Origin of the sequence: Massilia sp. IC2-477 (assembly GCF_020707265.1) — a bacterium.
In the GTDB taxonomy this organism is placed as follows: Bacteria; Pseudomonadota; Gammaproteobacteria; order Burkholderiales; family Burkholderiaceae_D; genus Telluria.
The window spans coordinates 26131-47510 of sequence record NZ_JAJFEQ010000003.1; the positions used below are offsets into that span (position 1 = coordinate 26131).

The 21380-nt window shown below is 64.5% G+C and carries 21 protein-coding genes and 3 tRNA genes; 11 read left to right on the forward strand and 13 right to left on the reverse strand.

The genetic code is table 11. The annotated features are described in order from the left end of the window. The first annotated feature begins 24 nt into the window (after window positions 1–24). The 3 genes from tssH (at window position 25) to LK542_RS06315 (ending at window position 4939) form a co-directional block, all read left to right on the forward strand. Window positions 25–2667, forward strand: a complete 2643-nt coding sequence (gene tssH / locus LK542_RS06305; protein WP_227811228.1) for a type VI secretion system ATPase TssH — start codon at window positions 25–27, stop codon at window positions 2665–2667. A gap of 9 nt (window positions 2668–2676) precedes the next feature. Then, entirely contained in the window at window positions 2677–3666 is a 990-nt protein-coding gene (gene tssA / locus LK542_RS06310) for a type VI secretion system protein TssA (protein ID WP_227811229.1), read from the forward strand. Between the two features lie 73 nt (window positions 3667–3739). Continuing rightward, window positions 3740–4939, forward strand: coding sequence for a transposase (locus LK542_RS06315; RefSeq protein WP_227811230.1), 1200 nt, complete (start codon window positions 3740–3742; stop codon window positions 4937–4939). Window positions 4940–5035: 96 nt separating this feature from the next. Here the strand turns inward: LK542_RS06315 and phaP are convergent, their stop codons facing one another. Then, complete coding sequence (gene phaP / locus LK542_RS06320; RefSeq protein WP_227811231.1) at window positions 5036–5599, reverse strand: TIGR01841 family phasin; 564 nt, start codon at window positions 5597–5599, stop codon at window positions 5036–5038. Window positions 5600–5647: 48 nt separating this feature from the next. Beyond that, entirely contained in the window at window positions 5648–5845 is a 198-nt protein-coding gene (locus tag LK542_RS06325) for a hypothetical protein (RefSeq protein ID WP_227811232.1), read from the reverse strand. Window positions 5846–5941: 96 nt separating this feature from the next. Here LK542_RS06325 and cueR point away from each other — a divergent pair, with 96 nt between their 5' ends. Beyond that, window positions 5942–6358, forward strand: a complete 417-nt coding sequence (cueR, locus tag LK542_RS06330; protein WP_374040123.1) for a Cu(I)-responsive transcriptional regulator — start codon at window positions 5942–5944, stop codon at window positions 6356–6358. On the opposite strand, the gene LK542_RS06335 is transcribed toward cueR, so the two are convergent. The 4 genes from LK542_RS06335 to LK542_RS06350 form a co-directional block, all read right to left on the reverse strand. Next, window positions 6355–7569 (reverse strand): hypothetical protein, encoded by a 1215-nt coding sequence (locus LK542_RS06335; protein ID WP_227811234.1) that lies wholly within the window; start codon window positions 7567–7569, stop codon window positions 6355–6357. The two genes, cueR and LK542_RS06335, sit on opposite strands and share 4 nt — an antisense overlap. Before the next feature lie 130 nt (window positions 7570–7699). Continuing rightward, window positions 7700–7784: transfer RNA gene (locus LK542_RS06340), tRNA-Leu, on the reverse strand. A 52-nt stretch (window positions 7785–7836) separates the two neighbouring features. Then, a tRNA-Leu gene (locus LK542_RS06345) sits at window positions 7837–7921 on the reverse strand. Window positions 7922–8022: 101 nt separating this feature from the next. After that, window positions 8023–8107: transfer RNA gene (locus tag LK542_RS06350), tRNA-Leu, on the reverse strand. Between the two features lie 328 nt (window positions 8108–8435). On the opposite strand from LK542_RS06350, the gene rnr reads away from it, so the two are divergent. The 4 genes from rnr to LK542_RS06370 all read left to right on the forward strand — a co-directional run bounded on the left by rnr (window position 8436) and on the right by LK542_RS06370 (window position 13394). Further along, window positions 8436–10994 (forward strand): ribonuclease R, encoded by a 2559-nt coding sequence (rnr, locus tag LK542_RS06355; RefSeq protein ID WP_227811235.1) that lies wholly within the window; start codon window positions 8436–8438, stop codon window positions 10992–10994. Window positions 10995–10997: 3 nt separating this feature from the next. Then, entirely contained in the window at window positions 10998–11741 is a 744-nt protein-coding gene (gene rlmB, locus LK542_RS06360) for a 23S rRNA (guanosine(2251)-2'-O)-methyltransferase RlmB (protein ID WP_227811236.1), read from the forward strand. 241 nt (window positions 11742–11982) lie between these two features. Further along, window positions 11983–12720 (forward strand): serine O-acetyltransferase, encoded by a 738-nt coding sequence (gene cysE / locus LK542_RS06365; protein WP_227800972.1) that lies wholly within the window; start codon window positions 11983–11985, stop codon window positions 12718–12720. Between the two features lie 8 nt (window positions 12721–12728). Continuing rightward, entirely contained in the window at window positions 12729–13394 is a 666-nt protein-coding gene (locus LK542_RS06370; protein WP_227811237.1) for a YceH family protein, read from the forward strand. Here LK542_RS06370 and LK542_RS06375 read toward each other — a convergent pair. From LK542_RS06375 to LK542_RS06390, 4 genes are read right to left on the reverse strand one after another with little or no spacing between them, the layout of a single operon-like run. Further along, on the reverse strand, window positions 13354–14178 hold the full coding sequence (locus tag LK542_RS06375; protein ID WP_227811238.1) for a hypothetical protein: 825 nt from the start codon (window positions 14176–14178) through the stop codon (window positions 13354–13356). The genes LK542_RS06370 and LK542_RS06375 overlap by 41 nt on opposite strands. A gap of 5 nt (window positions 14179–14183) precedes the next feature. After that, complete coding sequence (locus LK542_RS06380; RefSeq protein ID WP_227811239.1) at window positions 14184–15149, reverse strand: ABC-2 transporter permease; 966 nt, start codon at window positions 15147–15149, stop codon at window positions 14184–14186. Continuing rightward, window positions 15146–16003: an ABC transporter ATP-binding protein gene (locus LK542_RS06385; protein ID WP_227800976.1), complete on the reverse strand. Its 858-nt coding sequence runs from the start codon at window positions 16001–16003 to the stop codon at window positions 15146–15148. Before LK542_RS06385 ends, LK542_RS06380 begins: the two co-directional genes overlap by 4 nt. After that, window positions 16000–16377, reverse strand: coding sequence for a GntR family transcriptional regulator (locus LK542_RS06390; RefSeq protein ID WP_227801144.1), 378 nt, complete (start codon window positions 16375–16377; stop codon window positions 16000–16002). Before LK542_RS06390 ends, LK542_RS06385 begins: the two co-directional genes overlap by 4 nt. 189 nt (window positions 16378–16566) lie before the next feature. On the opposite strand from LK542_RS06390, the gene LK542_RS06395 reads away from it, so the two are divergent. Then, a complete protein-coding gene (locus LK542_RS06395; protein ID WP_227811240.1) occupies window positions 16567–16959 on the forward strand; it encodes a type II TA system antitoxin MqsA family protein in 393 nt (130 codons plus the stop codon). A gap of 101 nt (window positions 16960–17060) precedes the next feature. Here the strand turns inward: LK542_RS06395 and LK542_RS06400 are convergent, their stop codons facing one another. From LK542_RS06400 to LK542_RS06410, 3 genes are read right to left on the reverse strand one after another with little or no spacing between them, the layout of a single operon-like run. Next, window positions 17061–17804: a UDP-2,3-diacylglucosamine diphosphatase gene (locus LK542_RS06400; protein WP_227811241.1), complete on the reverse strand. Its 744-nt coding sequence runs from the start codon at window positions 17802–17804 to the stop codon at window positions 17061–17063. Between the two features lie 40 nt (window positions 17805–17844). Further along, window positions 17845–18336, reverse strand: coding sequence for a peptidylprolyl isomerase (locus tag LK542_RS06405; RefSeq protein WP_227811242.1), 492 nt, complete (start codon window positions 18334–18336; stop codon window positions 17845–17847). A gap of 50 nt (window positions 18337–18386) precedes the next feature. Continuing rightward, window positions 18387–19043, reverse strand: a complete 657-nt coding sequence (locus tag LK542_RS06410) for a peptidylprolyl isomerase (protein WP_227811243.1) — start codon at window positions 19041–19043, stop codon at window positions 18387–18389. A 234-nt stretch (window positions 19044–19277) separates the two neighbouring features. On the opposite strand from LK542_RS06410, the gene cysS reads away from it, so the two are divergent. Together cysS and LK542_RS06420 are read left to right on the forward strand one after the other, a co-directional pair. Beyond that, entirely contained in the window at window positions 19278–20666 is a 1389-nt protein-coding gene (cysS, locus tag LK542_RS06415; protein ID WP_227811244.1) for a cysteine--tRNA ligase, read from the forward strand. Next, on the forward strand, window positions 20666–21352 hold the full coding sequence (locus LK542_RS06420) for a DNA-3-methyladenine glycosylase (protein ID WP_227811245.1): 687 nt from the start codon (window positions 20666–20668) through the stop codon (window positions 21350–21352). Before cysS ends, LK542_RS06420 begins: the two co-directional genes overlap by 1 nt. Window positions 21353–21380: the final 28 nt, after the last annotated feature.

The window sequence follows — 21380 nt, forward strand, 5'->3', positions numbered from 1 at the left end:
CCTCTTCTTCAAGGACGCGACACGATGGACATCAATCTCAAGACCCTGATCGGCAAACTGAACGACACCACCCGTGCCGCCGCCACCCGGGCGGCCTCGATCTGCGTCGGGCTGGGACAGTACGAGGTCGAGATCGAACACCTGTTCCTGGGCCTGATCGAGCAGCCGGGCAGCGACCTGTGCGTGATCGCCCAGCACTGCGACATCAGCCTGACGGGCCTCGAGACCGATTTGCGCAACGAGATCGCACGTTTTGCCAGCGGCAGCGCGCGCACGCCCGTGTTCTCGCGCCATCTGCCGGTGCTGTTCGAGCATGCGTGGCTGATCGCATCCCTCGCGGCGCCAACTGCGGGGCAGCCGAACCAGATCCGCAGTGGGCACCTGCTGCTGGCGCTGCTCGCCGAACCCTCGCTGTCGCAGCTGGCCGTGCGCGCCTCGCCCCTGTTCCGCAAGTTCCCGATCGACCGCCTGAAGCACGACTTCCAGAAAATCACGCGCGGCTCGCAGGAAACGCAGCCGATGGCCGCCGAGCAGCTCGACATGCCGGGCGACGCCGCCGAGGAGATTGCGGCCGGGCCGGCGCGAAGCACGCCCGCGCTGGACCAGTACACCACCTGCCTGACCCAGCGTGCGCGCGACGGCAAGGTCGACCCGGTGATCGGGCGCGACCCCGAGATCCGCCAGGCGATCGACATCCTGATGCGCCGGCGCCAGAACAACCCGATCCTGACCGGCGAGGCCGGCGTCGGCAAGACCGCCGTGGTCGAGGGCCTGGCACTGCGCATCGCCCAGGGCGACGTGCCCGACGTGTTGAAGGGCGTCGAGATCCACACCCTCGACATGGGCCTGCTGCAGGCCGGTGCCTCTGTAAAAGGCGAGTTCGAGAACCGCCTCAAGAACGTGATCGACGAAGTGAAAAAGAGCCCGCACGCGATCATCCTGTTCATCGACGAGGCCCATACCATGATCGGCGCCGGCGGCACGGCCGGCCAGAACGACGCGGCCAATCTCCTCAAGCCTGCCCTGGCAAGGGGCGAACTGCGCACCATCGCCGCGACCACCTGGAGCGAGTACAAGAAGTATTTCGAGAAGGACGCGGCGCTGGCGCGGCGCTTCCAGGTGATCAAGGTCGAGGAGCCGGACGAGCCGACCGCCTGCGCCATGCTGCGCGCCATGGCGCCGCTGATGGAAAGCCACTTCAAGGTGCGCATCTACGACGACGCCATCGTGGAAGCCGTGCGCCTGTCGCACCGCTACATTAGCGGGCGCCAGCTGCCGGACAAGGCGATCAGCGTGCTCGATACCGCCTGCGCCAAGGTAGCGCTCGGCCAGAGCGCCACGCCGGCGGCGCTGGAAGACTGCAGCCGCCGGATCGAGCGCATCGACGCGCAAATGGCATCGCTCCAGCGCGAAGCCAGCGCCGGCGCCAGCCACGAAGAGAAGCTGGTCGAGCTGCGCCGGCAGCGCGGCGCGCTGGATGATGAGCGCATTGGCCTGCAGCAGCGCTGGGACGAGGAACAGAAGATCGCCGCCGAAATCGGCGAGATGCGCACCGCGCTCGAGGAGGGCCGGACGCAGGACGCCAGCGCCCTGCGCGCTCGTACCGACAAGCTGCGCAGCCTGCAGGGCGAGTCGCCGCTGGTGCCGGTGCAGGTGGACGGCCACACCGTGGCGGAAATCGTCGCCAGCTGGACCGGCATTCCGCTCGGCCGCATGGTCAAGGACGAACTGCGTACGGTGGTGAACCTGCAGTCGCTGCTGGACGAACGCATTCTTGGCCAGTCGCACGCCAGCCAGGCCGTGGCCCAGCGCGTGCGCACCGCGCGCGCCAACCTGGACGATCCGAACAAGCCCAAGGGCGTGTTCCTGTTCGTCGGCACCTCGGGAGTAGGCAAGACCGAGACCGCGCTGGCGCTGGCCGACATCCTGTACGGCGGCGAAAAGAAGCTCGTCACCATCAACATGAGCGAATACCAGGAAGCGCACAGTGTATCGGGCCTGAAAGGCTCGCCGCCGGGCTATGTCGGCTATGGCGAGGGCGGGGTGCTGACCGAGGCGGTGCGGCGCAATCCCTACAGCGTGGTGCTGCTCGACGAGGTCGAGAAGGCGCATGCCGACGTGCTGGAGCTGTTCTTCCAGGTCTTCGACAAGGGCGTGCTGGACGATGCCGAGGGGCGCCAGATCGATTTTCGCAACACCATCATCATCCTGACCTCGAACGTCGGGTCGAGCCAGATGATGGGGGCCTGCCTGAACAAGCCGGCGAACGAGGTGCCGGCCCCGGACCAGCTGGCGGAACTGATCCGTCCCGCATTGATGAAGCACTTCAAGCCTGCCTTCCTGGGGCGCCTGACGGTGGTGCCGTTCTACCCGATCCGCGACGAGGTTTTGAGTAACATCATTCGCCTGAAGCTGGACCGCATCAAGGCGCGCGTGATGGACAACCACCGGGCCCGCTTCGAGTACGACGACGCGCTGGTGGCGGCGGTGTTAAACCGCTGCACCGAAGTCGATTCCGGCGCGCGCAACGTCGACAACATCCTGAACGGCACGCTGCTGCCCGAAATCGCCGACAGCGTGCTGGCGCGGATGGCCGAAGGCGGAACGATCGGCCGGGTGAAGGTCGGCGCCACCAAGGCCGGCAAGTTCAAGTACGCGATCGAATGAGGCGCCACCATGCTCAATCTGGATAAACTCCTGGTCCCGCTCACAGCAAGCCAGCCCTGCGGCGAAGACCTCGCGTTCTCGCCCGAGTTCGACGCCATCAACCGCGCGCGCCAGGCCGACGATCCGTCGATCGAGCAGGGCGCCTGGGTAACGACGCTGAAGGAAGCCGACTGGAAGTTCGTATCCAGGCGCTGCACCGAACTGCTGGAAACCCGCAGCAAGGACCTGCAGCTGGCAGTCTGGCTGGCCGAAGCGGCCACGAAAACCGACCGCCTTGCCGGCATGGCCGCCAGCCTGCGCCTCCTGGGGGCGCTGTGCGAACGCTATTGGGAGCACGTGCATCCGCTCCCCGACGAAGACGGCTACGAGCGCCGCATCGGCAACCTGGCCTGGATCGCGGCGCGCATTGCCCCGCTGGTGAAGGAAGTGCCGGTGGCCGAAGGCGTGAGCATGATGGCCTGGGAAGCGGCGCGGACGCGTGGGCCAGACGCGGTGGCCGAGCTGGAGGCAGCGCGCGCCAAGGCGCCGGCCTCCGCGCGTCAGGCTCTGGCAGCGGGCGCGCAGGAGTGCCTGGATGCGCTGGCCGAGCTGGAACGCGTGGTGGACGAGCGCCTCGGCGCCGATGGTCCCAGCTTCGGTGCGGCGCGTGCGGCCCTGCGCGATTTTGCCGACATGGCGGCGCCGGCGACTGCGCAACCGGTAGCCGTGGCGCCGATGCAGGGAGCGGCTGCCGCAATGCCGGTGGTGGTGGCGTCCGGCGCAGCGCTACGAGTGGTGGAGGGGCCGCTGCAAAGCCGCGAGCAGGCCCTGGCCCAGCTGCGCAGCGTCGCCGAGTTCTTCCGCCGCACCGAGCCGCACAGCCCGGTCGCCTACCTGGCCGAGAAGGCGGCGCGCTGGGGCGAGCAGCCGCTGCACGCGTGGCTGCGCTCGGTCATCAAGGACGACGCCTCGCTGGCGCGGCTGGAGGACTTGCTGGGAATCGAAGCGGAAGGGTTCTAGCAGTTCGCCCAGAACTTGTTGAACTCTACACGGTCTCATTTAGTATGACGACCTCGGCTACCATCAGGAACCCATGCTCGTAGCGCACCGCATTCGGCTCGCCCCGAACAACGTGCAGGCGGCCTACCTGGCGCGCGCCGCTGGTGTGGCCCGGTTCGCCTACAACTGGGCGCTGGTCGAGTGGAAGCGGCAGTACGAAGCTGGCAAGCTCGACCAAGCGTTGCCGAAGCCGAGCGAAGCGGCCCTGCGCCGCCAGCTCAATGCCATCAAGCGTGAGCAGTTCCCCTGGATGCTCGAGGTGACCAAGAACGCGCCGCAGATGGCGATCATGCAGCTGGGTGAGGCTTTCAAGAATTTCTTCGAACGGCGGGCGCGCTACCCGGCCTTCCGCAAGAAGGGCCGGCGCGACCGTTTCAGCTTGACCAACGACCAGTTCCGCCTCGAGGGCAAGAAGCTCCGGATTCCCAAGCTGGGGTGGGTGCGTATGCGCGAAGCCCTGCGTTTCGCGGGCCGGATCGTCGCGGCGACCATCTCCCGCACCGCCGGCCACTGGTACGCCAGCATCACTGTCGATACAGAGCACCCATCCTTGTCGCCTGCCGAGAACCAAGGCCCGGTGGGGGTGGACCTGGGCATCGCGGCGCTGGCCACCCTGTCGACCGGGGAGAAGTGGGCAGGACCGAAGGCGCTGCGCTTCCTGCTGGGGCGCCTGCGCCGCCTGTCTCGGGCGCTGTCGCGCAAGGTCAAGGGCTCGCGTAACCGGGCCCGGGCCAGGCTGAAGCTGGCCAGACTGCATGAGCGGATCGCCAACATGCGCCGTGACAGCCTGCATCAACTCAGCACCAGCATCGCGCGGCGCTTTCACACGATCGGTATCGAAGATCTCAACGTGAAAGGGATGATGGCCAATTCCCGCCTGGCGCGCGCCATCGCCGACATGGGCTTTCGCGAACTGCGTCGCCAACTCGAGTACAAGTCGGCATGGCGGGGTGGGCACTTGGTCGTCGCCGACAGGTGGTTCGCGAGCAGCCGCTTGTGCTCTTGCTGTGGCTCCAAGCATGAAGCGCTCGATCTGGGAACAAGGCAATGGACCTGCCCGGGCTGCAAGACGCAACACGACCGCGACATCAATGCGGCCATCAACCTGAAGAACATGGCGGTGAGTTCCACCGTCGCTGCCTGTGGAGGGGAAGGCGCTGGCCTTGGGCGTGAGCACAAGGCGAAACCGGCCCCGGTGAAGCAGGAATCCAACGGCAAAGCCTGCTCTGCATAACTTTGCGTAAGTTTGGAGGAACGGTGAAAGAAAATTTCACCTGGGGCCCAGGATGAAATTTTCTTTCGTGATTAAACCGGCTGCTGAGTTGCTCACTCACTCGGCCGGTTTTTGCATACCCGGCTGCACCATCGAGCTGGCCTTGGCGATCTGCTCCTCGACCGTCTGCACTGCCTGGCGCGTGGCCTGGGTCACCTGCTCATAGCCCTTGAAGGCATTGTCGATCGCGGTCTTGATGATCTCGACCGCGTTCTCCGAGCCCGGCTTGACGTTCTGCGTCACGTCGTAGATCAGCGCCGACAGCGTGCTCTTGGCTTCGGCCACGTGGGTGTCGGCAGCCTGGCGGAATTCCTGGTGCATCTCGTCGATGATGGCCTTGAGGTTCTCGCGGTATTCCGCGGCGCCGGCAGCGCCCGGCTGCATGCGCGCATGCAGGGCGGCGATCGCGGCCTTGGGGTCGCCGGAAGCGGCAAACCCCGCGGCCATCTGTTGGCTGGCGGCGATCGAACCTTCCATCGAGTTCTTCGCTGCATTCATGTTCAGGGCCACCACTTGCTCCACGCCCTTCACCGTCTTGTCGGCGAGGGTATTGAAAGTCTGCATCTGCAGGTCGAACAGGGTCTTGGTTGCGTTGGCGAACTGCTCCGGACTCGTGAACATCGGTGTCTCCTCAGTATTGGAATAAATCGGATGAGCCTTGCTATCCCATTATTTAGCAACAATGAGTTTTTCGCAACGCGCGTCCCGGTACGGGCCGGCGAATTTTTCCCAGCCTTCGCCCAGAGGTGTCTGCGAGCAGGCCAGGGCGCCGTTGAGCTTGCTGCGCCATTGGTAATAGGGCGCGGGAGCCGCCGATGCGAATTGAACAAGGAGGCCGAGGGCGAGGAGGAGAGTGAGGCGTTTCATGTCCTGTCGAGCTTAGCGCGGTGCCGTGCCAAGTCAAGCGTTCCCTTGACCTTCCTATCGTGGGAAGGTGTATTCTGCCCTTGGATACAACAGGAGATGACAATGGAACAAGCCGCAACGCAGCTCAACATCGGCGACGCCGCCAAGGCTTCCGGCGTGTCGGCCAAGATGATCCGCCATTACGAATCGATCGGGCTGGTCAGGGAGCCCAGGCGCACCGGGGCCGGCTACCGCGTGTATTCCGGGGAGGACGTGCGGGTGCTGCAGTTCGTGCACCGCGCCCGCGCACTCGGCTTCTCGCTCGAGCAGATTCGGAAATTACTGAGCCTGTGGCAGGACCAGGGCCGCGCCAGCGCCGACGTGCGCGCCCTCGCACGCGCCCACATCGACGAATTGAACAAGAAGATCGCCGAGATGGAGGCGATGCGCCGCACCCTGGAAGCGCTGGCCGCCTCCTGCCATGGCGATGCGCGGTCAAACTGCCCGATCCTCGACGACCTGGCCGCGCACTAATCTCTGGGCAGGGCCAGCGGGCGCACCCGCGCCAGGTCGGGGAAGGCGGTGACGCGGTAGCGTTCGGGATAGGCATCCGGCACCGGTACCATCAGTTCCGCGCAGGCCGCGTGCAGCGCATCCCAGGGCAGCATCAAGAGCTCCTGCATCTCATCGCCCTCGTACACCACCAGTGCCACGCGCTCGGTGCGCGGCAGCAGGCTGTCGACACCGTTGGTCCAGCTGCACAGGCTGTATTCGATGCCCTGCGTCTCGTCGCGCATCACCTTGTAGCTGGCTACGAAGATATCGGTGCCGCTCTTTTCGTGCAGTTCGTCCAGCGTCTCCTTCTGCGCCGCGTAGTCACCGAAGAGGTACTGGCGCTTCAGGTTTTCCAGCGCGCTGCGCGCCACTTCGTCTTCCGGCACATAGTCGACCGGTCGGCCATCCTGGTAGCGATACATCAGCGCGGACACCGGGCGGGGCTCGCTGTCGGCGATGCGCTGGGACAGCGCCACCATCGCGCGCACACCCTCGACATTGTTGCCGGATGCGAGCAAGAGCGTGCCGCGCGCCGGCGCCATCGCCACCGGCTTGGCGCCGGCGATGCGGTGCGCCAGGTCGGCCAGCAGCAGGCGCGAGGAGTCGTAGGCATCGCCCCAGTCGCCGGCAAACAGGCCAGGCTCGATCTGCACGAAGCGGTCGACGCTGGCGTCGCGCAGCGTGTCCATGGCGGCGGCCAGGGCCTGGTCCGCCGTCACACCCCATTGCTCCAGCTGCGCCGCACCAAACGACTGCATCATGTGCTCGCCATCGTGCACCAGCATCAGGGCGGTATCGCTACTGAAGGGGAAGGCCAGGCTGCCGGAGGACGCGGACGGTTCCTTGCCGAGTTCCATCAGCCGCAGGTATTCCATCATGCCGCGGCCGCGCAGCACCGGCATCAGGTGCGTGCGCGCTTCCGCGAAGGTGGCGGGCAGGCCGGGCGGGCGCATGATCGCGATCGCGCGCTCCAGCTGCAGCACACGTTCGTGTTTGTCGGCGGCGCAGTATTCCGGGTACAGGTTGTGCAGGTTGATGACCTGGCTGCCATCGCTGCCGACCAGCAGACGAAAACCCGCTTCGTCGAAGCGCACCGGTTCGTCCGGATGGTGGATGGCCAGCTTTTTCATCAACAGCTGGGCGTACTTGCGTGGCGTTGGTGGCCGGCGGAAGAAATCGAAGAGTGACATGGGCGCAGTCTAAGCAGAATGCAGGCGCATGTCCAAGTCGGAGGCATAAATGGAGCAAATAAACGCAAAACGCCGTAAGCCTTTTTCAAAGCTTACGGCGTTTTGCGGGACGTCTGTCCTAGGTAGAGTTTGGTGCCCACGGAGGGACTCGAACCCCCACACCTCGCGGCACATGGACCTGAACCATGCGCGTCTACCAATTCCGCCACGTGGGCACTGAACCTGCTACTTCAAAACTTTACTGCTTGCGGATTTACATCCGGTAGTTGGTGCCCACGGAGGGACTCGAACCCCCACACCTCGCGGCACATGGACCTGAACCATGCGCGTCTACCAATTCCGCCACGTGGGCATATTTGCTTCGACTACTGCTACTACTGTGCTGCCTTCCGCGTGGGCGGAAATCCGCCCACCCTACGATACTGCATACTGCTGCGGAGTACTACCGGTAGCTGGTGCCCACGGAGGGACTCGAACCCCCACACCTCGCGGCACATGGACCTGAACCATGCGCGTCTACCAATTCCGCCACGTGGGCACTGAACTGCTAACTCTGCTACAATATCAGGCTTTGTCATTTTTCGCTAGATCAACTTTCGTCGGTCATCGCGCTGAACGCTCTTCCTGCTACTGCATTCTCTCCTGCTGCAGCTTGCTGCGTTGCTGAAGAGACCGAGATTATAGCGGAAGGATTTCAAAAGTCAAAGTCCCCGCGCTGGGGTTTGCAAGCAAGTTCCCCGAGCACGCTTCGCTGCATACGTTAGGCGAATCGCACGCCTCTCCGTTACACTACGCCTGTCAAGGTGTCAATGAATCCAGGCCCTGCATTGGCAGTGTCCATCCATTAAGAGAAATAAGAAAACGATTTGAAGCAACCTACTCATACCATTCCTAGCCGCGAGGAAATCCTCGCCGTCTTCCGCAGTGCCAAGGGCCCGCTCGGCGCGAGCGACCTGGCGCGCGTCCTCAAGGTCAAGCCTACCGCGCAGGAAGTGCTCGGCCGCCGGCTGAACGCGATGGAACGCGACGGCCAGATCCGCGCCGACGTCAGCGGCACCTATATGCTTGCAGACCAGTCCGGCTTCATCACCGGCAAGGTCAGCGCGCACCGTGACGGCTACGGCTTCGTCATTCCGGACGAGGGCGGCGACGACCTGTTCCTGAACGATAAGGAAATGAACAAGGTGCTCAACGGCGACCGCGTGCGCGCACGCGTCACCGGCACCGATCGCCGTGGCCGTCCGGAAGGCACCATCGTCGAGGTGGTCGAACGCGCCAACACCCACATCATCGGTCGCCTCATGAATGAAGGCGGCGTCTGGATCGTCTCGCCGGAAGACAACCGCATCAGCCAGGACGTGCTGGTGGCGGGCGGACCGGGCAAGGCCAAGGCCGGGCAGGTCGTCAGCGTCGAGCTGATCGAACAGCCTTCGCGCTTCCAGCAGCCCACCGGCCGCATCGCCGAAGTGCTCGGCGAGCTGGACGACCCGGGCATGGAAATCGAAATCGCGGTGCGCAAGTTCGGCGTGCCGCACGTATTTTCGCCGGCCGCGCTGAAGCAGGCCAACCGCCTGCCGAACGAAGTGGTGGATGCCGACCTGCGCGACCGCGTCGATCTGCGCGACGTGCCCCTGGTGACGATCGACGGCGAAGACGCACGCGATTTCGACGACGCGGTCTATTGCGAGCCGGTGAAGATCGGCCGTACCAAGGGCTATCGCCTCTTGGTCGCGATCGCCGACGTCAGCCACTACGTCAAGCCGAACGATGCGCTGGACGCGGATGCGATCGAGCGCAGCACCTCGGTCTACTTCCCGCGCCGCGTGATCCCGATGCTGCCCGAGAAGCTGTCCAACGGCCTGTGTTCGCTGAACCCGGCGGTGGACCGCTGCACCCTGGTGTGCGACATGGTCGTGACAACGGACGGCGAAGTCACGGCCTACCAGTTCTACCCGGCCGTGATGCACTCGGCCGCGCGCCTGACCTATAACGAAGTAGCCGAGATCCTCGGCAACACGAATGGTCCGGAAGCCCAGCGCCGCCCTGGCATTGTGCCGCACCTGCTGAACCTGAACGAAGTGTTCCGCGCGCTGCTCAAGGCGCGCCAGGAGCGCGGTGCGATCGACTTCGAGACCACCGAGACCTACATCGTCTGCAATGCCGTCGGCAAGATCGAAAAGATCATCCCGCGCACCCGCAACGATGCGCACCGCCTGATCGAAGAGTGCATGCTGGCGGCGAACGTGTGCGCGGCGGATCTGCTGATCCGCCACAAGCACCCTGGCACCTTCCGCATCCACGCGGTGCCGACCGAAGAAAAGCTGAACCAGCTGCGCACCTTCCTGAAGCTCGTCGGCCTGAACCTGGGCGGCGGCACCAAGCCGACCGCGCGCGACTACGCCGAGGTGATGCAGAAGATCAAGGAGCGCCCGGACGCTGCGCTGCTACAGACCATGCTGCTGCGCTCGATGCAGCAGGCGGTCTACAGCCCGGACAACGTCGGCCACTTCGGCCTGGCGTATGAAGCCTACGCCCACTTCACCAGCCCGATCCGCCGCTATCCGGACCTGCTGACCCACCGCGCGATCAAGGCCATCCTGCAAGGGAAGAAGTACGAGCCGAAGGGCATCGAGCTGGGCAAGCTGAATACGACCCTGTCGAATTCCGCGCGCAAGCAGGCGGCCAAGGACAAGGCCGCGGGCACCCAGAAGAACGAGAAGGACCTGACGATCTGGGACGCGCTGGGCGTGCACTGCTCGGCCAACGAGCGCCGCGCCGACGAAGCCTCGCGCGACGTCGAGAACTGGCTGAAGTGCTACTTCATGCAGGACAAGCTGGGCGAGGACTTCACCGGCACCGTGTCCGGCGTGACCCCGTTCGGCATCTTCGTCACGCTTGACCAGCTGTACGTCGAGGGCCTGGTGCACATCAGCGGCTTGGGTACCGACTACTTCCAGTACGACGAAGCGCGCCACGAACTGCGCGGCGAACGCGGCGGCGCAACCTACCGCCTGACCGACAAGGTCAACGTCAAGGTGGCGCGCGTGGACCTCGAGTCGCGCAAGATCGACCTGGTGCTCGCTGAAGCGCAGGCAGCAATCCCGGCGCCGATGGAACGCGCACGCCAGGCCGCCATCGAGGCGCTCGAGCCGAAGCCACCGCGCAAGCGCAAGGCCAAGGGCGAAGCTGCGCCCGTCGAGCCGTCGCGCTATACCAGTGCCGCAGACGAGGAAGATGAGGACGAAGACGTCGTCTTCGTGCCGCCGCCGCGGGTGCCGCGCAGCGCGCGCAAGCCGGCCGCCCAGGCCGCAAGCAAGACCACGGCGTCCAAGACGCCAACCAAGCGTGCCGCCAGCAAGAGCGCACCGAAAACCAAGGCGGAGGCCAAGACCCCCGCTGCTAAAACTAGCAGGAAGAAGAAGTAATACATGAAAAACAAAATGCTTTTCGGTTTCCACGCGGTGACCTCGCGGCTGCGCCACGAGGCCCAATCGGTGGAAGAGATCTTCGTCGACGCCGAGCGCAACGACGCCCGCATGAAGGCCCTGATCGCCAGCGCGAAAGAGGCCGGCGTGCGCGTCATGCCGGTCGAAGCCGCGCGCCTCGACAAGATCACCGGCACCCGCCGCCACCAGGGCGTGATCGCCTTTGCCAGCCAGCTGGCGCTGGCGCGTAACCTGGACGAGCTGCTCGATGCGATCGAAGGCCCGCCGCTGCTGCTCATCCTCGACGGCATCACCGACCCGCACAACCTGGGCGCCTGCCTGCGCGTGGCAGACGGCGCCGGCGCACATGCCGTCATCGTGCCGAAGGACCGTGCGGTCGGCCTGAACGCCACCGCCGCCAAGGTCGCCAGCGGCGCCGCCGAGAGCGTCCCCTACATCACGGTCACCAACCTGGCGCGCACCATGCGCGACCTGAAGGACCGCGGCATCTGGCTGATCGGCACCTCCGACGACGCCGACAAGGGCCTGTACGAAGCCGATTTCTTCGGCCCTGCCGCACTGGTGATGGGCTCGGAAGGCGAGGGCATGCGCCGCCTGACGCGCGAGACCTGCGACCTCCTGGTCAGCATTCCGATGTTCGGTTCGGTCGAGAGCTTGAACGTGTCCGTGGCCTCGGGCGTGTGCCTGTATGAGGCGCGCCGGCAGCGGATTGGGCGCGAGGGTTAACGCAGCTCTACGTAAATTGGATCCCGGCCTTCGCCGGGATGACGGTCTCCAGTTAGCGGTACTGTCAGAAGTAGTAGTTCGCTAGCGTTTGAGAACGGCCCTTAGCGTTTGCACGTCGTTCCGGCGAAGGCCGGAACCCAATTCCGTCCCGCCGCCTACAGCTTCACCATCCCCCGCAGTCCCCAAGCAAACCGCAGCGACATGCGCTACCATCATTTCTTGGTTTGCGATCATCCTTATTATGTTTTCCAACTTACGCGACGATATCCATAGCATCATCCAGCGCGACCCCGCCGCCCGCAATGGCTGGGAAGTCCTGACCTGCTACCCCGGCCTGCATGCGCTGATCATGCACCGCTGGGCGCATGCCTGCTGGAAGCTCAACCTGAAGTGGATCGGCCGCTTCATCTCCTACGTCGCCCGCATCATCACCGGCATCGAGATCCACCCGGGCGCCACCATCGGCCGCCGGGTCTTCATCGACCACGGCTTCGGCGTGGTCATCGGCGAGACGGCCGTGGTCGGCGACGACTGCACCATCTACCAGGGCGTCACCCTGGGCGGCACCACGCTGGTGGCCGGCACCAAGCGCCACCCGACGCTCGAGCGTGGCGTGATCGTCGGCGCCGGCGCCCAGGTGCTGGGCGCTTTCACCGTCGGCGAATACGCCAAGATCGGTTCCAACGCCGTCGTCATCAAGCCGGTCCCGAGCGGCGCCACCGCGGTCGGCAATCCGGCCCACATCATTCGCAAGGAAGACCAGTCGCGCAGCGCCCACCTGTTCGCCGCCTATGGCGTCACGCCCAACGGCGACGACCCGTTGTCGAAAGCCCTGCGCGGCCTGATCGACCACGTGGCGCGCCAGGACGAGCAGATCGAACGCCTCACCAACACCATGCGTGAAGCCGGCCTCTGCTGCCCGAAGGTGACCGAGGGTGATAAACTCGATTCCGAACAACTGAACCGACTGGTCGACTGAGGAATCGCATGACGAATGAAGTGACGGGCACTGCCGAGCTGGATCCGATGGAAATCCGCGTACTCGCGGTGCTGGCCGAAAAAGAGGCGCTGACGCCCGATAACTACCCGATGTCGGTGAACGCGATCGTCAACGGCTGCAACCAGCTGTCGAGCCGCGACCCGATCATGCAGCTGACCGACGAGGTGGTGCAGGATACCCTGCAGCGCCTGATCGAGAAGAAGCTGGTCAGCGCGATCTCCCAGGCCGGGGCGCGCGTGGTGAAATACGAGCACCGCATGCGCATCAAGTGGACGCTCGAGCAGGACAAGGTGGCGGTGCTGGCGATCCTGATGCTGCGCGGCCTGCAGACCGCCGGCGAGATCCGCACCCGCACCGGGCGCCTGTTCGAGTTCAAGAGCGTGCCGGAAGTGGAAAGCGTGCTGCAGTTCCTGATCGATAAATACCCGCCGCTGGTGGCGCGCCTGGACCGCGCTCCGGGCACCAAGGAGGCGCGTTACGGCCACCTGCTGGGCGGCGAACTCGCCGCCTACGAGCCGCCCGCGGCCGGCGCCGGCCTCGGTGGCGGCGGCGCCAGCCGTGTCGGCCAGCTCGAGCAGGAAGTCGCCGCCCTGCGCGGCGAACTCGAGGAACTCAAGGCGCAGTTCGAGGCGTTTCGCCAGCAGTTCCAGTAGGCGCGTCCGCCGCGGCGGCATAGGTCAGTTCGACCACCGCATCGTCGCTCCAGGTAGCGTTCCCGATCGGGACCTGGAACGATTCCTCCTTGACCTCCAGCTGGGCCGAGCGATTGCCCTCGACCAGGATTGCCCCGGCGAGCTTGCGTTCGGCGCGGAAGGGGAAATTCGCCTTCCTGCTCGCCCCCTCCCAGCGGAAATCGTCCTGGTCGCCGAAGAAGCCGCACCAGTCGGTCCGCAGCAGGAGGGTGTTGACGGTCATGACCCAGAAGGTGGGAATCTCTTCCTTGGCCATGGCGATCGTCACCTTGCACTCCAGCCGCAGGTCGCCCAGGCGCCGCTGGTTCACCGGCAGGCCCGGCGTGCGGATCTCGGGCTCGGTGCGGTACAGGCGGCGCTTGCGGTTCAGTTCCAGCTCGCTCTTCGCATCCGCGGCCGCCTCGCTGCGCGGCACCTCGAAACGTCCGCTGGCGTCGATCGCGATCGGCAGCTTGAAGCCGTCGTCCCCGACCAGGCGCGCCGCCAGTGGCTCGGGCGACTCGTCCTTCTTGCCGGTGCTCAGGCGGAAGCGCAGGCGATCGGCCGCAGGGGCCAAGGCGTGGTGGCGCTCAAAAGCATCCATGCCAGCCAGGATCACCTTGTACTTGCGCACGTCCGGGTTGCGCATGGCATTCACATGCACGGGATCGAGCTCGCGCACCGGCTTGTCCTCTGCGGCGCGGGTGATATCAATCGCGCCGCAGAGGAACAGCGCGCCGAGCGCCAGGGCGGGGAGGGCGCGCATCCGGATCAGCCCTCGTCGCGCCAGCGGCGCATGCGCATCGCAGCGTAGAGCATCCCGACGCCAACCAGGGCGGCGATCCAGACGCCTGGGGTGGCCAGGGTGCCGTAGGACATGCCCAGCAGGCCGGCCGGGTCGATGCCTTCCTGCTGGTTCATGACGGCGATGTGGTCCTGCGAGAACCAGATGCCCGGCACCAGGCCGGCCAGGCCGCGCGCTACCACTTCGCTCCAGAACCAGTCGACGTTGATCACGTTGTTCGACACGTGGCCGACCAGCACGTTGAACCACTTCAGCAGCAGGGCGACGACCAGCGGCGTGCCCACGGCCCACAGGAAGACCTTGGAACGGGCCCAGCTCGACACCAGCAGCAGCCAGCCGACGGTCGGCAGCGCCCACAGGATGTACACCGGCAGGAAGGCCAGCAGGTAGAGGGGGCTCAGGTACAGGTTCGGCTCCATCAGCACCGGGGCGAACAGGTTCATGCCCTTGCTGGCGGTGCCGACCAGGCCGAGCAGCAGCATGACGAGGGCGGCGGCGGTACCGATCGCGATGGTAATCAGGGGCACCACGCAGACGGCCGTGATCACTTTCGAGAGGACGGTATCGCGGTCCGACAGCGGGAGCGATTTCCAGAACAGGATGCTGCGGTCCTTGCGGTCATCGTGCAGGGCCGAGAGGCAGTAGAAGAACGCGACCACGGCCAGCACCATGAACACCGGCGCCGCCAGGCCCATGTAGCCCGAGGCCGCGATATGCGCCACCTTGTAGCGCAGCGCCGGCGGCACGCCGTTGATCTGCACGACATTGTGGCCGTTGAACTGGATGTTCTCGGGGGCGCTGATCGTCATGGCGTACAGGAAGCCGCCGCCCACCAGCAGGATCATGGCGGCCGCAACCGCGACCGGCGTCCACAGGAAAGCGCCCTTGTGCTCCCAGAACTCGCGCCGGAGCAGCCATTTCATCGTTTTCATGCGTAGGTTCCTTTCATCGTTGCCACGAACAGGTCGGCAACGCTGGGGTTGCGGGTCTCGCCGAGCTGGGCGAGCTGGGCGCGCGAGACGCCGTCGAACAGCATCACGGCCTTGCCGAACACGTTGCGCTGGTCGATCGGCGCCAGGGCGTTGGCGGCGCCGACCTTGTCGGCCGGGACCATCACCTCGGTATAGCGCTCGCCGATTTCTTCCATCGTCGCGGCCAGCACGATCTTGCCGTCGCGGATGAACATCAGGTCGGTCAGGATGTGCTCGACTTCTTCCACCTGGTGGGTGGTGATGACGATGGTCTTCTGCTCGTCGAAGTAGTCTTCCAGCAGGTTCTGGTAGAACTGCTTGCGGTACATGATGTCCAAGCCCAGGGTGGGTTCATCCAGCACCAGCAGCTTGGCGTCGATGGCCATCACCAGCGCCAGATGCAGCTGGACGATCATGCCCTTTGACATCTCCTTGACCTTCATGTTCGGCTTGAGCTTGGTGTTGGCGATGTACTTCTCGGCACGGGCGCGGTTGAAGCGCGGGTGCACGCCTTCCACGAAGTCGACCGCATCCTTCACGCGCAGCCAGCGCGGCAGGATGGCGACGTCGGCGATGAAGCAGACGTCCTTCATCAGGTCGTCGCGCTGGGTGCGCGGGTCGTAGCCCATCACCGACAGCTGGCCGTCGAAGTCGATCAGGCCGAGCGCCGCCTTCAGGGTGGTGGTCTTGCCCGAGCCGTTGGGGCCGATCAGGCCGACGATGCGGCCGGCGGGCACTTCGAAGTCGATGCCGTCGACGGCGGTACGCTTGCCGTAACGCTTGGTCAGGCCGCGTGCGGAGAGCACGGCGCTCATGCTGAACCTCCCGGTGCGTGGTTGCCGGAAGCGTTCAGCAGGGTTTCCACGTTCAGGCCGAGGCGGCGGATGCGTTCGACCATGGCGGGCCATTCCTCGCGGATGAAGCGCTCGCGTTCGGTGGCCAAGAGTTTTTCGCTTGCTCCTTCAGTGACGTACATGCCAATCCCCCTTCGTTTTTCTACTAAGTGCTCGTCGACCAGTTCCTGGTATGCCTTCGATACCGTGATCGGGTTGAGTTGGTATTCGGCCGCGATCTGGCGGACCGAGGGCAGGGCGTCGCCGGCTTTCAGAATACCGTCGAGCATCATGCCCACCACCCGCTCCTTGAGCTGGCGGTAGATGGGTGCGTTGTCATTCCAGCCGACTGTCATGTCCAGTCCTCCCTTGTGGTGGCGCTGCATTGTTCATGTTGTCTCCCCTTGGTGTCACATTGAAGTGGTGTTGTAGTGAAGTATAACAGTGGCTTGGTAAATGTAAACATACATATTGAACAAATTTTTGCGGGCGCGGCCTCGAGGCGGGCTTTGGTAGGATGGAGGACGACAAGACAGGAGGAAGCGATGTTGAAGTGCCCGAATTGCGGCGAATCGCCGCTGGCCCATGCGATCAGGGAAATGCACTACACCTACAAGGGGCAGAGCACGACGATTCCCGAAGTCGCGGTCGAGCATTGCGCCGGGTGCAAGGAGGTCATGTTCGCGCAAGGCGAGCATGACCACTACGGCGAGCTGGTGGCGGCCTTTCGCAAGCAGGTGGATGCCGAGGAGCTCAAGACGATCCGGGCGATGCGCAAGGCGCTGGGCCTGACCCGGCAGAAGGCGGACGAATTGTTCGGGGATGGGGCGGGGGACTTTGCGCGCTTCGAGTCGGGGGAGGCGCATGCGCCGGTGGCGCTGGTGAAGCTGTTGCGGCTGCTGGGGAAGCACCCAGAGTTACTGGATGAGGTGCGGTAGGGTGGGCAGGTTTCCTGCCCACGCGCTCAAGCAGCGGCAATATCGTTGTCGGCGAGATTCATCCGATAACAATCACCGCGTGGGCGGGGAACCCGCCCACCCTACAAATCGTGGCGCGTCAGCGTCCCATCATGGGACAGCTCGATCCATCCGCCACGCTTCGGCTCGACATCCAGCTCCCAGTCCGGCAGCACATAGCGCAGCCTGCCGCCGGTGTCATGCACCGCCGGCCGATGCGTATGCCCATGAATGATGACGGACGCATCCGTTGCGTCGAACAGCGCCTCCACACTTGATGCGGCCACATCCATGATCTCGTAGGACTTGCCCGCCTGCGCCTCGCGGCTGCCTTCACGCAGGCCGGCGATGATGGCCTTGCGCTGCGCCAGCGGCATGCCGAGGAACTGCTGCTGCCACTCGCGGTCTCGCACCTGGGCACGGAAAGCCATGTACTTGAGGTCGGCGGTACATTGGGCGTCGCCATGAACAAGGGCGATGCGTTTCCCGCCCGCTGTGATCACATGCGGTTCGGCCAAGAGACTCAGTCCCGCCGCTTCGGCAAAGCCCGGCCCCACAAGGAAATCGCGGTTGCCGGCGAGCCAGTACACGCTCGTGCCCGCAGCGCTGACGGCGCGGATCGCCTGGATGACTTGCTGGTGGAAAGGCTCGGCGAGATCGTCGTCGCCGGCCCAGTATTCGAAGATATCGCCGAGCAGGTAGAGCCGCTCGGCGTGGGTCGCGCGCTCGGCCAGGAAACCATAGAAGGCTTCGGCCGTGCGCGGATGTGCGGCCTGCAGATGCAGGTCCGAGATGAAGAGCGCAAAGGTGCGCTGGGGCGTCGTCATTGAACTGATGGGTACTTCAGACCCCGGCGCACTGCGAACATCAGATGACTTCGACCTTCTCGATGACGACCGGATCGACCGGCACGTCCGAGTGCATGCCGCTGCGGGTGGTCTTCACGGTGTTGATCTGGTCGACGATGTCCTGGCCTTCGGTAACCTTGCCGAACACGGCATAGCCCCAGCCGTCCTGGCCCGGGTAGTTCAGGAAGGCGTTGTCCTTGGTGTTGATGAAGAACTGGGCCGATGCCGAGTGCGGCGCCGAGGTACGGGCCATGGCGATGGTGTACTTGTCGTTCTTCAGGCCGTTCTTGGCTTCGTTCTCGACGGTCGCGTCGGTGGCTTTCTGCTTCATGCCCGGCTCGAAACCGCCGCCCTGGATCATGAAGTCCTTGATCACGCGGTGAAAGATGGTGTTGGTGAAATGACCCTTGTTGACGTAGTCAATGAAGTTGGCAACGGTCTTCGGCGCCTTGTCGGCGTCCAGTTCGACGGTGATGTTGCCCATGTTGGTGGTCATGCGAACGCTGGTCATGTGCTGTCCTGTGTAAGTTGGTATTGTTGATGATGCGACAATCGCAGCCGCTATTTTACAAGCTTGTCGCCCTTGAGCACGGTCACGGACTTAATGAAGATCGGCACCACCGGCACATTCTGCATGCCGCGCACGTCGTCCACGACCACGCCCTTGATCTTGTCCACCACGTCCTGGCCCTTCACAACCTTGCCGAACACGGTGTAACCGGAACCCTTGTAATTCGGATAGTCGATGCCGGAATTGTCGGCCACGTTGATGAAGAACTGGGAGGTGGCCGAATCCGGATGGTCTTCGCGCGCCATCGCCACGGTGTACGGCTGGTTCGACAGGCCGTTATTGGATTCGTTCTTGACCGGCTTGTTGGTCTTGCGGCCCTCGAACTTTTCATTCATGCCGCCGGCCTGGATCATGAAGCCGTCGATCACGCGGTGGAAGATCGTGCCCTTGTAAAAATCCTGTTTCACGTACTGCATGAAGTTGGCGACCGTCTTCGGTGCTTTCTCTTCGTCCAGCTGCAGGACGATCTCGCCCTTGGTGGTCTTCAGCGAAACCTGCGGACCTTTCACGACTGGCGCGGCCGGGGCTTCGGCAGGGGCCTCGGTCTGAGGCTCGGCCTGCTGCGCCAGGGCGGAGCCGGACAGAAGCAGGGCGCCGGCGCCCAGGGCGATGCCCTGAAGCAGCGAGCGGCGGAAGGCAGTGGTCATTGTCTTGGCTCTCCTCTGTGGACACCGCGCAAAACGGTGTCAAGTATTTTCCCGAAAAATAAAGCTGAACCATATTGCGGCCAGCCGGGATTTTAACAATGCTATACTTTGCGCAGAACGTCCCATTCTATCAAAGAAGAATAACACCCGAGGGTTCAGACGATCTCGACGCAATCCAGGCCGTGTCTCCACCGCGATTGTTGCTCCGATCCTCCCCCTCAGCAGACCACACCCATGAGCCAACTGAAGATTTACAACACGCTCGCGCGTGACAAGCAGGTATTTGTCCCGATGGAAGCCGGCAAGGTCGGCATGTACGTGTGCGGCATGACCGTCTACGACTTCTGCCACATCGGGCACGCGCGGATGATGATGGCTTTCGACGTGATTTACCGCTGGCTCATGGCCTCGGGCTATGAAGTCAAATACGTCCGCAACATCACCGACATCGACGACAAGATCATCCGCCGCGCCGTCGAGAACGGCGAAACCATCGGCCAGCTGGTTGCGCGCAACCTGAAATACCAGGACGAAGACATCTCCGCGCTCAAGATCCTGCCGCCGACCGTCGAGCCGCGCGCCACCGAATACGTGCCGCAGATGCTGTCGATCATCGAGCAGCTGGAAGCCAAGGGCCTGGCCTACCGCGGCGAGGACGGCGATGTCAATTACGCCGTGCGCGGCTTTGAAGGCTATGGCAAACTGTCTGGCAAGTCGCTCGACGACCTGCGCGCCGGCGAGCGCGTCGACGTCAACAGCGGCAAGCGCGACCCGCTCGACTTCGTGCTGTGGAAGGCCGCCAAGGAATCCGAGCCAAGCGAGGCCAAGTGGGACTCGAAATGGGGCAAGGGCCGTCCGGGCTGGCACATCGAATGCTCGGCCATGTCCTGCGCGACCCTGGGCGAGCACTTCGACATCCACGGCGGCGGCGCCGACCTGCAGTTCCCGCACCACGAGAACGAGATCGCGCAGTCCGAGGGCGCGTTCGGTGGCAACATGGTCAACTACTGGATCCACAATGGTTTCGTACGCGTGGACAACGAGAAGATGTCCAAGTCGCTGGGCAACTTCTTCACCGTCCGCGACGTGCTCAAGAAGTACGACGCCGAAGTCATCCGCTTCTTCATCCTGCGCGCCCATTACCGCAGCCCGCTGAACTATTCGGATGCGCACATCGACGACGCCAAGGGCGCACTGAACCGTCTGTACACCGCGCTATCGACCGTCGATATCGATAGCGAGACGCCGGCCGTGGACTGGAGCGAGGAACACGCCGTGCGCTTCCGCGAAGCGATGGACGACGATTTCAACACGCCGCTGGCGGTGGCCGAGCTGTTCGACCTGGCCGGCGAAGTCAACCGCAGCAAGTCCCTGGCAACCGCGCGCCAGCTGAAAGCCCTGGCCGGCGTGCTGGGCCTGCTCGAGCGCGCGCCGCAGGCCTACCTGCAGGGCGGCACGGGTGCAGGCGGCGACGCCGGCATCGATGACGCGATTGCCCGCCGCGCCGCCGCCAAGAAAGCCCGCAACTTTGCCGAAGCGGATGCGATCCGCGCCGAACTGACTGCCGCCGGGATCATCCTGGAAGACAAGCCGGACGGAACGACGACCTGGCGCCGCGCATAATGGCCGCCGAACAGGACAAGCCGGGCGTGGACGCCGGGCCGCAGGGAGAGCTGTCGGGAGAAGCGCAGGAGAACCTGCAAGTTCCCGTGTACTGGGCCGAGGCCAAGGCCGCGCTGATGCAGCGCGACCGCATCATGGCCAAGCTCATCCCGCAGATCGGCGACCTGCACCTGCGCGGCCATCCCGACCCGTTCACCACGCTGGCGCGCTCGATCGTGGGCCAGCAGGTGACGCCCAAGGCGGCCGACGCGGCCTGGGGCAAGCTGCTGGCAATCTGCCCCAAGCTGTCCCCGAGCCAGGTGATCAAGGCCGGCGCCGTCGCGCTGGCCGGCTGTGGTTTGTCCAAGCGCAAGACCGAATACATCCTCGACCTGGCCGACCATTTCAAGGCCAGGCGCGTCCACGCAGACCTGTGGTCGCAGATGGACGACGAGGCCGTCATCGCCGAACTGGTCCAGATCCGCGGCATCAGCCGCTGGACAGCGGAGATGTTTTTGATATTTAATCTGCTCCGGCCGAACGTGCTGCCGCTCGACGACCCCGGCCTGATCCAGGGCATCAGCCAGAATTACTTCTCCGGCGAACCGGTATCGCGCAGCGATGCGCGCGAGGTGGCAGCGAACTGGGAACCCTGGCGTACGGTAGCAACCTGGTATCTGTGGCGCAGCCTCGACCCCTTGCCCTGACCGATATCCGCTGCGGGTACGGTAGAAT